The organism is Aquisphaera insulae (genome assembly GCF_011064615.1).
GTDB classification, from domain to species: domain Bacteria; phylum Planctomycetota; class Planctomycetia; order Isosphaerales; family Isosphaeraceae; genus Aquisphaera; species Aquisphaera insulae.
On record NZ_JAALJH010000064.1, the window covers coordinates 42,246 to 53,965 of the forward strand.

The 11,720-nt window shown below is 68.6% G+C and carries 8 protein-coding genes; 3 read left to right on the forward strand and 5 right to left on the reverse strand.

Annotation, left to right across the window (positions count from 1 at the left end):
• Positions 1 to 13: 13 nt before the first annotated feature.
• Positions 14 to 2,407, reverse strand: coding sequence for an arylsulfatase (locus G6O54_RS26350; protein WP_165229979.1), 2,394 nt, complete (start codon positions 2,405 to 2,407; stop codon positions 14 to 16).
• Between the two features lie 204 nt (positions 2,408 to 2,611).
• Here G6O54_RS26350 and G6O54_RS26355 point away from each other — a divergent pair, with 204 nt between their 5' ends.
• Positions 2,612 to 4,429, forward strand: coding sequence for a CRTAC1 family protein (locus G6O54_RS26355; protein ID WP_165229982.1), 1,818 nt, complete (start codon positions 2,612 to 2,614; stop codon positions 4,427 to 4,429).
• A 17-nt stretch (positions 4,430 to 4,446) separates the two neighbouring features.
• Here the strand turns inward: G6O54_RS26355 and G6O54_RS26360 are convergent, their stop codons facing one another.
• From G6O54_RS26360 to G6O54_RS26370, 3 genes are read right to left on the reverse strand one after another with little or no spacing between them, the layout of a single operon-like run.
• Positions 4,447 to 4,701, reverse strand: a complete 255-nt coding sequence (locus G6O54_RS26360; RefSeq protein WP_165229984.1) for a hypothetical protein — start codon at positions 4,699 to 4,701, stop codon at positions 4,447 to 4,449.
• A 38-nt stretch (positions 4,702 to 4,739) separates the two neighbouring features.
• A complete protein-coding gene (locus G6O54_RS26365) occupies positions 4,740 to 6,077 on the reverse strand; it encodes an efflux RND transporter periplasmic adaptor subunit (protein ID WP_205679046.1) in 1,338 nt (445 codons plus the stop codon).
• On the reverse strand, positions 6,074 to 9,304 hold the full coding sequence (locus tag G6O54_RS26370; protein ID WP_165229987.1) for an efflux RND transporter permease subunit: 3,231 nt from the start codon (positions 9,302 to 9,304) through the stop codon (positions 6,074 to 6,076). Before G6O54_RS26370 ends, G6O54_RS26365 begins: the two co-directional genes overlap by 4 nt.
• 146 nt (positions 9,305 to 9,450) lie before the next feature.
• Here G6O54_RS26370 and G6O54_RS26375 point away from each other — a divergent pair, with 146 nt between their 5' ends.
• Both G6O54_RS26375 and G6O54_RS26380 read left to right on the forward strand, forming a co-directional pair.
• A complete protein-coding gene (locus G6O54_RS26375) occupies positions 9,451 to 10,179 on the forward strand; it encodes a GntR family transcriptional regulator (RefSeq protein ID WP_165229990.1) in 729 nt (242 codons plus the stop codon).
• Positions 10,176 to 11,027, forward strand: a complete 852-nt coding sequence (locus G6O54_RS26380; RefSeq protein WP_165229993.1) for an ABC transporter ATP-binding protein — start codon at positions 10,176 to 10,178, stop codon at positions 11,025 to 11,027. The genes G6O54_RS26375 and G6O54_RS26380 overlap by 4 nt, the downstream gene beginning before the upstream one ends.
• Before the next feature lie 36 nt (positions 11,028 to 11,063).
• Here G6O54_RS26380 and G6O54_RS26385 read toward each other — a convergent pair whose 3' ends face one another.
• Complete coding sequence (locus G6O54_RS26385) at positions 11,064 to 11,585, reverse strand: DcrB/PsbP domain-containing protein (RefSeq protein WP_165229996.1); 522 nt, start codon at positions 11,583 to 11,585, stop codon at positions 11,064 to 11,066.
• Between the last annotated feature and the right edge of the window lie 135 nt (positions 11,586 to 11,720).

Below are 11,720 nucleotides of genomic sequence, written 5' to 3' on the forward strand. Positions count from 1 at the left end.
GGGCTCGCAAACGTCATTTCAACTCGAAGGCCACCTTCTCGATCGTTCCGGTGAACGGGTACTCGCCCTTGGATCGATAGCCGGCATTCACCGGCGAGATCGAGTCGCGGCCGACCTCGAAGGGTTCGACCCCGTGGCGAAACATCGCCTTGCCGGTCGTGCCCTCCGCGACGAGGGTGCCGTTGACGAACAGCTTGACGGCGGCCCCGTTGCTGATCGTGGTCCCCTTCGGAGTCCCCCTGGACGCGTAGTCCAGCTTCACGCTGACCTTGCCAGCCGGCAGGGTATCGTGGGCCACCACGTCGTAGGACTCGAAGTCGGCGAAGTTGTAGTGGTAGGCGAGCTTGCCCCCCTTGACGTAGAAGGTCCACCCGCCGGAGACCCCGCCGGCGCACGCGATGACCCCCTCGCAGCCCTGCTCGGGGATCGTGAGCTCGGCGGTGATCGTGTGCGAGTTGGGGTAGATCAGGGGACCAATCGGCTCGGGCAGCCGGACCTGGTTTCCGTAGTAGACCCAGCTCGACCTGGGCTCGCCGGCGACCCGGTTCCGGGAGTCGAGCCGCTCGGCCATCCTCGAGTCGAGCGGGAAGACGTTGTACCTCGACGCCTCTTCCTGGAAGAGGGCCTTGAGCTCCGTCAGCTTCTCCGGGCGGTTCGCGGCGAGGTCCTCGGCCTCGGAGAAGTCCGACTCGATGTGGTAGAGCTCCCAGGGGGCCTGGAGGAAATCAGCCGAGCGGCCGGCGATGTTCCAGGGGACGCCGAATCGGCTGCACGCGATCCAGCCGTCGTGGTAGATCGCCCGATTCACCATCATCTCGAAGTACTGCGTCTTCCTCCTCCCCGCGGCGCCGGCATCTTCGAAGGAGTAGCGCATGCTGATGCCCTCGATCGGCTTCTGCGCGATGCCGTTGACCGTCGTCGGTTCCGGGATGCCGCAGCAGTCGAGGATCGTCGGGACGACGTCGATCACGTGGTGGAACTGCGTCCGCCGCTCGCCCTTCGACGCGATCCCCTTCGGCCAGCGGACGATCATCGGGTTGCGGGTGCCGCCGAAGTGGGACGCCACCTGCTTGGTCCACTGGAACGGCGCGGCCATCGCCCATGCCCAGCCGACCGGGACGTGCGGCTCGCTCTCCGGCCCGCCGATCAGGTCGATCCGCTTGACGATGCTGGCCAGGCCGGGATTGAACCCGACCAGGCTGGCCACCTCATTGAAGGTCCCCTCGAGGCCGCCCTCGGCGCTGGGGCCGTTGTCGCCGACGATGCACATCACCAGCGTGTTGTCGAGGTCTCCGGACTGGCTGAGGCTCTCGATCAGCCGGCCGATCTGGTGGTCGGTGTAGGCCATGTAGGCGGCGTAATTCTCCATGAGCGCGAGGTAGACCCGCCTCGCGTCGGCCGGTTGATCCTCCCAGGCGGGGATCTCCCGCGGCCGTCGGGTGAGCTTCGCATCGGCCGGGATGATGCCGATCTGCTTCTGCCGTTCGAAGGTCAACTCGCGCTGCCTGTCCCAGCCATGGTCGAACTTGCCGGCGAACCTCGCCCGCCAGTCCGCCGGGGCGTGGTGCGGGGCGTGCACTCCGGCGGCGCTGTAGTACACGAACCAGGGCCTGTCGGGGCTGGCGGCCCGGGTGTTGTGCGTCCAGGCGATGGCCTCGTCGGTCATGTCCGCGGAGAAGTGGTATCCCTGCTCCGGGCTCCTCGGGGCGTTGACGGCGGTCGTGTTCCGGTAGAGGACCGGGTAGTACTGGCTCGTCTCCCCCTGGTTGAATCCGTAGAAGTAGTCGAACCCCTGGCCGGTGGGCCAGCGATCGAAGGGCCCTGCCGGGCTGATTTCCGGCTCCGGGGTGTTGTGGGCCTTGCCGAACATGGCCGTGGCATAGCCATTGCCCCGGAGCGTCTCCGCGACCACCGCGGTGCTCCGGGGGATGATCCCGGTGTAGCCGGGATATCCGGTGCCCATCTCGATGATGACGCCCGTCCCGCAACTGTGATGATTGCGCCCCGTGAGCAACGCGGCCCTCGTCGGCGAGCAGAGGGCGGTCGTGTGGAAACGGGTGTAGGTCAGGCCGGTCCGGGCCAGCCCGTCCAGGTGCGGCGTGGGGACCGGCCCGCCGAACGTCCCGCACATGCCGAAGCCCACGTCATCCAGCAAGATCACCAGCACGTTCGGGGCCCCCTTCGGCGCCCGCGTGGGCTGTGGGTAGCTCGGCGTCGAGTCCTTCACCGTTTCGCCGATCCGGCCGCCGAACGCGGGATCAGGCCCGGGAATCCGGCTCCCGCCGGTGGCCTTCGGCGGGTCGTCCTCTCGAATGGCGTCGGCGACGGATCCCGTCGCGGGCATGCCGATGAGAGACACGACGACGATCGGGAGCGATGCCAAGGCCGGGATGGTTCGGGCTCTCATTTCGCGAGATTCCTGTCAGAGAGGCCTGAAGCGAGGGGGGACGTGATCTCGATGAGGCGCTGTTCCGCGTGCCGCGCCCGCACATCTCAAGTTTCGCCAGGTCGAGTCGCCGGGCGTCGGAGGATGTCAGGATGGTACAATCTCGATCGCCGACAGCCCGCCCGGGCCATCCAGCACGGTACATCCAGATCCAACGAGCTCTCCATGCACCTCCGCGGCGTCCGGCCTGCCTTCGCGATGACCCCGGCACTCGGCGCGATTTCGATCTTCCTTATATGCGCTTCTTCGCCCGGATGCCAGGACCCGTCGAGGCTTCCTCCGCGAGCAGCCGGCCGGTCGGAAGTCCCGTCCGGCGCGGGGGCTACGCCGGGTGCCGAGTTCGCGGACTCGCCGATTCGCTTCCGTGACTCGACGGCCGGCTCCGGGATCGCGTTCCGGCACACCAGCGGCAACAGCCCGGAGAAGCACTTCCCCACGAGCAACGGGTCGGGCGTCGCCATGCTCGACTACGACGGCGACGGCCTGCTCGACCTCTATTTCGCCTCGACGCGAGGGTTCCCGCTGGATGCCCCCGGCCCGTCGATGGGGAACAGGCTGTACCGGAATCGCGGCGACGGGACCTTCGAGGACGTCACGGCGAGGGCCGGCGTCGGCTACAACGGCTTCTGCCCGGGCGTCGCGGCCGGGGACGTGAACAACGACGGATTCCCGGACCTATACCTCTGCAACTATGGGGCGAACGTCCTTTACGTCAATCGGGGCGACGGCACGTTCCGCGCGGTGGAGAGATCCGGCGCCGAGTGCAACGCCTGGTCCTCCTCGGCGGCCTTCCTCGACTACGACGGCGACGGCCGGCTGGACCTGTACGTCGCCTGCTACGGGCGCTGGTCCTACGACGAGCCGCACGAGTACTGCGGCGACAGGGCCAGGTCCATCCGCATGTTCTGCCCGCCCGCGATGATCCCGCCGGATCGCCACTTCCTCCTTCGAAATCGCGGGGACGGGACCTTCGAGGACGCGACCGAACGCGCCGGGATCCTCCGAAAGGACGGCCGGGGGCTGGGCGTCGTGGCGGCGGACGTGAACCGGGACGGGCGGATCGACCTCTACGTCGCCAACGACGGATGCCCGCATTTCCTCTTCCTGAACCGAGGCGACGGCACGTTCGAGGACGTCACCGCGACCTCGGGCGCGGCCAGCAATGCCGCCGGCCGCTACCAGGGAGGGATGGGCGTCGATGTGGAGGACCTGGACGGCGACGGCCTGCCCGAGCTGTTCGTCACCAACTACGCCAACGAGTACAACACGCTCCACCGCACGACCGACGGGCATGGCTACCAGGACATCAGCGAGGCGGCCGGGATCGTCAAGGACAGCATGGTGGAGGTCGGCTGGGGGTGCAGCCTCTCGGATCTCGACAACGACGGCTGGCCCGACATGATGGTCGTCAACGGGCACACGGACGAGAACCTGGCGGAACTCGGCCGCGAGGGGGTGTACGAGCAACCGACGCGCATCTGGCGGAATCGCGGCGACGGCCGGTTCGACCTCGTCGCCGATCCCGGCCCGTTCTTCCGCGTCGGCCACGTGGGCCGAGGCGCGGCGTTCGGCGACCTGGACAACGACGGCGACATCGACGTGGTCTTCAGCCGGATGGACAACCTGCCGGCCGTCCTGCTCAACGAGTCGCCCCCCCGGGGCTGGATCCGCCTGGAGCTGGTGGGAACGGCCTCGAACCGCCAGGCGATCGGCGCGGCGGTCGAGGTGGTGCTCGACGGCCGGACGCTCCATCGCCAGGTCAAGGGGGGCGGCAGCTACGCCTCGGCGAACGACCCACGGCTGCTCATCGGAGTCGGCCCGGTTGAGCGCATCAACCGCGTCGAGATCCGCTGGCCGAGCGGCCGGCGATCCACCCTGGAGAGGCCGGAGCTGAGCCGGACGCACCGGATCGTCGAGCCTGTCCCCCCGGGGAGCAAGCCGGGTCCGGATCCGCCCGGGAGTCCGCGGGACGGTCGTTCCTGACGCCTCGGCCTCCGGGCTCAGGCCCGGCGATTCGACGCGGGATTCGTCAGGTCGATGCCCCATTCGTCGCGGACGAGATCGGGGACCACGCCGAAGGTCGCCCGCCCATCCGCCCACTTCAGGATCTCGGGATCCCGGGCGGCCTCGGTGCCCAGCCACTCCGGGTCGGGTTCGATGCCGACCGGGCCGAGGTCCAGCCGGTCGGAGTCCCAGCAGATCCGAATGGTGGCGAACGGGTGGACCGCGACGACATTCGCCCCGGTGTTCCACAATCCTGAGGCTCGCCGCCTGACCGCCACCCGCACGCGGATCAGAGCGAGGCCGAGGGGACCGGCTCCACCTTGGCCCCTTCGGGCAGGTCGTCCCCGGGGCGGATCACGACGGTCTCTCCCGGAGAGACGCCGGAGACCACCTCCACGGTGTTTCCGAAGTCGCGGCCGACCGTGACGAAATGGTAGCGGAGCGCCCCTTCCGCGTCCAGCGTGGCGAGCTTGGTGCCCTCGGCCCGGGAGATGATCGCGGCGCCGGGCACCTGGACGACGTTGGACGGGGCCTCCAGCCGGAAGCGGACCTGGAGGTACATCCCGGGCAAGAGGGCGTCATCCGGGTTGGGCACCTCGGCCTCGACGCGGAGGGTCCGCGTCTTCGGGTCCACCCGGCCCGTCGTGCGGACGACCTTGCCGGGGAACTCGCGGCCGGGTGATTCGCGGCGGAAGACCGGAGCCTCGAGGCCGGCATGGATGGCCGTCGCGTACGTCTGGGGGACGTCGGCAATCACGCGGAGGATGTCGTTCCGGGCGACGTGGAAGAGCTCCGCGGCGTTCGCGTCGTCGGCCACGATCAGCGCCCCCGAGTCGTAGTTCCTGGCCGTGATGACGCCGTCGAACGGGGCGACGACCTTCTGAAACGCCTGGAGATCCTCCAGCCGCTTCACGTCCGCGGCGTTGGCCTCGATCACGGCCTCGGAGACCTTGGTCGTGGCGGACGCGACCTTGAAGGCGGCTTCCGCGTCGTCGTACTCCTGGTGAGAGACGGCCGCGTTGCCGTGGAGCCGTCGCGTACGCATGAGGGTGATCTGGGCCAGCCGTTCGCTGGCGCGGTCTCGTTCGAGCGTGGCCTTGGACTGGTTCAGCGTCGCCCGGGCGCGGAGGAGCTGGCTGTCCACTTCCGGGGTCTCGATCTCGGCGAGGAGCTGCCCTTCCTTGACGCGGTCGCCGATGTCCACGAGCCGGCGCTTGAGGTAGCCGCTGGTCCGGGCGTAGACCGCGGTCTGGTAGAGCGGCGACGCGGTCGCGGGGAGGATCTGATCGACGGTCCCGGAGGCCCTCGCCGCGACGACCGTGAGCACGCGCGGCTTCTCGTTGCGGACGACATGCTGCACGGCGTCGCGCTCGATTCTCTGGTGCTCCCGCCCCTGGATGGCCGCCCAGGAGAGCCCCCCCATCGAGACGGCCAGGAACGCTCCGATGCCGAACAGACGCGTCAGCGGCGGCCGCTGCGGCGGGGGCTCGTCGCCCTGCTTCTCGTGGGCCATCGAACGGACCGCGACGGTTGTGGATTCGGTCGGGGGCTCCGGGCGATGCGGCTCGAGGCAAGACCCCTCGGGAGGCTTCGGCGGACGGTCTTCCATCATGGCCGTGTTGTTCATGCGTGGGCTCCCGCGAGATCGCGTTCAGGGGTCGTCAGGGTCGTGTCCGTCGACTCATCGTCGTCGTCGTTGGCGACGGCGGAGCGGTCGCGGCGACGGAGGATGCTGTAGACGATCGGGACGAAGAAGAGGGTGTAGCCGGTCGCGACCAGGAGGCCGCCGATGACCGCTCGGCCCAGCGGTGCGTTCTGCTCGCCGCCGTCGCCGAGGCCGAGCGACATGGGCAGCATGCCGACGATCATGGCGAAGGCGGTCATGACCACGGGCCGCAGCCGGGTGGCGCCGGCGTCCATGGCCGCCTGGTAGGCGGTGCGGCCCTCGGCGCGGCGGTCATTGGCGAAGGTAACCATCAGGATGCTGTTGGCCGTGGCCACGCCGACGGTCATGATCCCGCCCATCAGGGCCGGCACGCTGATCGTCGTCCCCGTCCCAAACAGGGCCCAGAGGATGCCGGCCGCCGCGCCCGGCAGGGCCGTGAGGATGATGAACGGATCCAGCCACGACTGGAAGTTCACGACCATCAGCAGGTAGACCAGCAGCACCGCGAACGCCAGCCCGAAGCCCAGGCCGATGAACGACTCGTGCATGCTCTCCACCTGGCCGCGGACGAAGATCTGGCTCCCCTTCGGCAGCGTCCGGCGAGCGCCCTCGATGATCCGCGAGACGTCGGTCGAGGCGCCGCCGAGGTCGCGGTCCTGGACGTTGGCGCAGACTTCATAGACGGGCTGGACGTTGTAATGAGTGATGAGGCCCGGAGACTCCGCCCGCCGCAGGCTCGCGATGTTGGCCAGGAGCTGGGGCGCCGCTCCGCCGCCGGGGAAGGTCACCGGCGTGTTCATGAGGGCGTCCACGGAATCGATCTCGCGCTGGGGCGTCTGCACGGCGACCCGGTAGTTCACGCCGTTCTTCGGGTTCACCCAGAAATTCGGCGACACGATGTTCGACGAGCTGAGCGTCACGAGCATCGCGCGGGCCGCCTCTTGCTGGGTCACGCTCAGCCCGGAGGCGAGCACGCGGTCCACGTCCACGCGAAGGTCCGGCGAGTCGGTCACCTGGCGGATCCGGACGTCCACCAGGCCGGGGACGCGGGCCAACTCGTCGCGCAGCTTCTTGGCGACCTCGATGTTCTCTGCCCTCCGGATGCCGACCACCTGGACGTCGATCGGCGCCGGCTTTCCGAAGGTGAGGACCTGGCCGGTGATGTCCGCCGGCAGGAAGTCGAAGTGGCAGCCGGGGAACTTCCGGCCGAGCTCGCGTCGGAGCGTCCGCACGAAGTCGGCCGTCGGCCTGTGGTCCTCGTTCAGGGCCACCAGGATCTCCCCGTCGGACACGCTCACCAGCTCGTTGCTGATGTACGCGGTGTTGGTGAAGAACGGCGAGATCCCCATGTTGTCCAGGATCATCTCCCGCTCGTGCGCGGGGATGACCTCGCGGATGACGTCCTCCACCTGGCCGAAGATCCGCTCGGTCTCCTCGATCCGCGTCCCGGACGGGGCACGAACGTGCAGCCTGATCTGCCCCGCATCCACGGTCGGGAAGAAGTCGCGGCCGATCAGGGGAACCAGCGCGAACGATCCGAACGCGAACGCGAGCATCCCCCCCGCGGTCGCGATTCGGTGTGACATCGCGAAGGCCAGCAGCCCGCGATAGCCCTGGCGGAAGACCTCGAACCGCCGCTCGAAGCCCGCGTGAAGCCGGCCGAAGAAGCCCGAGGAGGCATGATGACCCCCCCGAGCCAGTTGCTTCGCCTCGCCCTTCAGCAGGTAGAGGACCATCGTCGGCACGAGGGTCCGCGAGAGCATGTAGCTGGCCATCATGGCGAGGATCACCGCCAGCGCCAGCGGGATGAACAGGTACGCGGCCGGCCCCGTCAGGAAGACGACCGGCACGAAGACGATGCAGATCGCCAGGGTGCTGACGAAGGCCGGCGCCGCGATCTGCTCGGCACCGTCGAGGATCGCCCGGCGGATCGGCTTCTTCATGGCCATGTTCCGGTGGACGTTCTCGATCTCCACCGTCGCGTCGTCCACCAGGATGCCCACCGCGAGCGCCAGGCCGCCCAGGGTCATCACGTTGAGCGTGTAGCCGAAGGCCCAGAGCGCCAGGATCGAGCAGAGGATCGACAGGGGGATCGATGTGACCACGATGAGCGTGGATCGCCACGAGCCCAGGAAGATCAGGATCAGGAGCCCGGTCAGGCCCGCGGCGATGGCCCCTTCCTTGAGCACGCCGCCGACGGCCTCGCGGACGAAGACCGACTGGTCGAAGAGGATCTCCAGGTGGACCTCGGGGGGCAACTGCGCCTGGATGTTCGGGAGCGCCGCGCGGACCCGCTCGACGACGTCCAGCGTGCTGGCCCCTTCGCCCTTGAGGATCGGCATGAGCACGGCGCGGCGGCCGTCCTGGCGGACCACGTTGGTCTGCACGGCGTACCCGTCACGCACGTAGGCGACGTCCCGGAGATAGACCGGCACGCCGTCGCGGGACTTCACCGGGATCTCGTTGAACGCCTCCACGACCTCCGGGCTGCTGTTGACCCGGATGTTATATTCCGTCTCGCCGATCTTCGCCGTCCCGGACGGGAGGATCAGGTTCTGGGTGTTGAGCGCGGCGCTGACTTCCGCCGCGGAGAGGCCCAGGGCATAGAGCTTGTCCGGGTCGATATCCACCATCACCTGCCGCGGCTTGCCGCCGTAGGGCTGCGGCACGCGTGCACCCTGCACGGTCCCCAGCCGCTGGATGATGAAGTTCGCGGCGAAGTCATAGATCTGCGCCTCCGTCAGCGTCTCGCTGGAGACCGCAATCTGGACGATGGGGACGCTCGTGGCGCTGTAGCGGACGATGAACGGCGGCGTGGTCCCCGGCGGCATGTTGTTGAGGATCGTCTGGCAGGTTGCCGTCACCTGCGCGACGCCGGCCTCCACCTTGGCCCCCTGCTGGAAGAAGATCCGGAGCACGCCCACCCCGCTCATGGACTGGCTCTCGATGTGCTCGATATCATTGACGGAAGCGGTCAGCACGCGCTCGGTGACGAGGATGAACCGACGCTCAACCTCCTCCGGCGCCATGCCCGAATACATGTAAACAACCGTGACGACCGGGATGTCGATGTTCGGGAAGTTGTCGACCGGCATCCGCACGATCGCGACGAGGCCGACCACCGCGATCAGGATCGATGCCACGACGAAGGTGTACGTGCGGTCGAGTGCCAGACGAACAATCCACATGCCTTCACCTCATTACGCCCCGGCGATCCCGGCCCGGAAGACCTCGGCCGGCCTGCGAGCAGGATGACTCCGGGGTGCACGCGAATTATTGATTATTGATAATCGAAGTCAAGGGAGCTAGAATTGACAAGAGCAGGGGGTGTGCGATGGCGGTCGTGAAGAAGAACTGCATCCGCAACCAGGTCCGGCGCGCGCTCGCGGAGCGGATCTTGAACGGCTACTACCAGCCCGGGGACAGGCTGGTTGAGCTGCAGATCGCGCGCGAATTCGGCGTCAGCCAGGGTACGGTGCGGGAGGCGTTCCTGGAGCTGGAGGGCTCGCGCCTGGTCGAGTGCGGCTCGTACCGGGGGACGCGGGTCCGGTCGATTTGCATGCGTGAAGTGCGCGAAGCGTACCTGGCCCGGGGGATGATCGAGCAGGAGGCCGCGCCGGCGGCGGCGAGGAAGTTCATGGGGGACGTCGAGTTCCTGCGGAAGGAGGACGCGGAGATCCTGCGGGCCTTCGCCGCCGGGGATCTCGTCATGGTCTCCAAGCGGAACGCCCTGCTGCACCGGGCGATCATCGAGGCCGCGGGCAACTCGGTGCTGCTCCGCCTCTGGGATTCGCTCTCCTTCGAGACGCTGACCCTCGTGCGCGTGACGCGGCCGGACGGGATCGAGTGCCTCCGGGCGACGCTCGACGATCACGCGCGGATCATCGACGCGCTCGAGGCGGGCGACGGCGAGCTCGCCGGGCGGCTCCTCCGCGAGCATTCGACGGCGATCCTGCCGCGCGACGAGGGGCCGTGCGAGGACGATGCCCCGGCGGCCCGCGAGCCGGAGCCTCGGCCGGCGAAGCAGGCCGCCGGCGGGCCGAAGCGAAAGATCGGAGCATGACCGTGGTGGGCGAGGAAGCGAATGGGAGCGGCCCCGCGCCGGCGATCGCGGTGCGGGGCGTGGGCGTGGTCCGCGACGGCCGCTGGATCCTGAAGGATGTGGACTGGACGGTCCCCTCCGGGGCCTGCGTGGCCCTCCTCGGCCCCAACGGCAGCGGCAAGAGCTCGATGGCCCGCGTCGTGGCCGGCTACCTCTGGCCGACCGAAGGGGAGGTCCGCGTGCTCGGCGAGCTCTTCGGCGAGGTGAACCTGCAGGAGCTGCGCGAGTCGCTCCGCCTCGTCCAGCCGCACGGCCAGGCCGAGCCCCCGCCGGAGATGACCGCGCTTCAGGTCGCGCTCACCGGGGCGTTCGGCACGGTCGGCCTCTATCGCGAGGTCTCGCCGGAGCTTCGCAGAGAGGCCGAGCGGCTGCTCGGCGTGGTCGGCCTGCGGGCCGTGATGGACCATGCCTATCAGACGCTGAGCAACGGCGAGCGGATCCGCTGCCTGATCGCCCGGGCACTCGTCTGCAAGCCGCGGCTGCTCTTGCTGGATGAGCCGACCGCAGGGCTCGACCTGCTGGCCCGCGAGCAGGTCCTCGCCACGATCCAGTCGCTCCACCAGGCCGGCGACGACCCGCCGACGATCGTGCTGATCACCCACCATCTGGAGGAGCTGCCGCCGGCCGTCTCGCACGTGACGATCCTCGACGAGGGCCGGGTCGCCGCCGACGGCCCCCCCGCCGAGGTCCTCCGCGGGGAGCTCCTCTCGAAGGTCTACCGCTGCCCGCTCGAGGTCACCCACCACGACGGCCGCTTCTACACGCGCGTGAGCCCCGGCGCCTGGGAGGGGCTGCTGGCACCGGGCTGACGGAGGACGGCCGCCCCGGGCCGGGCCCAGCGGCGATCAGTCCTCGATCTGGAAGGTCTTGAGGGCCTGCTCGAACGTCTTGTCGAGATCCGCACCGCCCTCGGCCAGCGCGGAACACGTCACGACATACTTCTTCTCGCCGCGACCGAAGAGATAGAACGTCTGGCGGAGGTGCATCTTGTTTTGAGCGCTCTCGCTGACCAGCCGCACGCCCTGCAATCCGGACTTCGTCTTGAACTCGCGCTGCTCCTTCAGCTTGAATTCGGGCAGGGCCTTCTCCAGGGTTGCCAGGGAAGCCTTCGCGTATTGCTCCATGGATCCGCCGAATGGCTCGTCGATCACGTTGATGTTGGGTGCGAAACCATCCTTCGGCGGCCCGTGGACGATCTGGTACTTCGCGCCGGGGAAGCTTCGCGTGGTCCACTTCGGCGGGGGGACGAAGGAGAACTTCCCCGCCTCATCCTTCAGTCGCCTGGACTCGTCGGCCTGCTGCGCGGCGGCCCAGGGGGAGGACGAAGCGACGGAGACGACGCAGACCAGCATGAGGATGGACTTCATGAGCTCACCCGATCCCCGGCAATGAGAGGGAATGCCAATCGACCGAACGATCCCGCGACGGCAAGATCGGGTCGATCATACTCCCGGCGATCCCCTCCGAGGAAGTGTTTGCTCGCGTCCGGCGTGGAGAGCCGG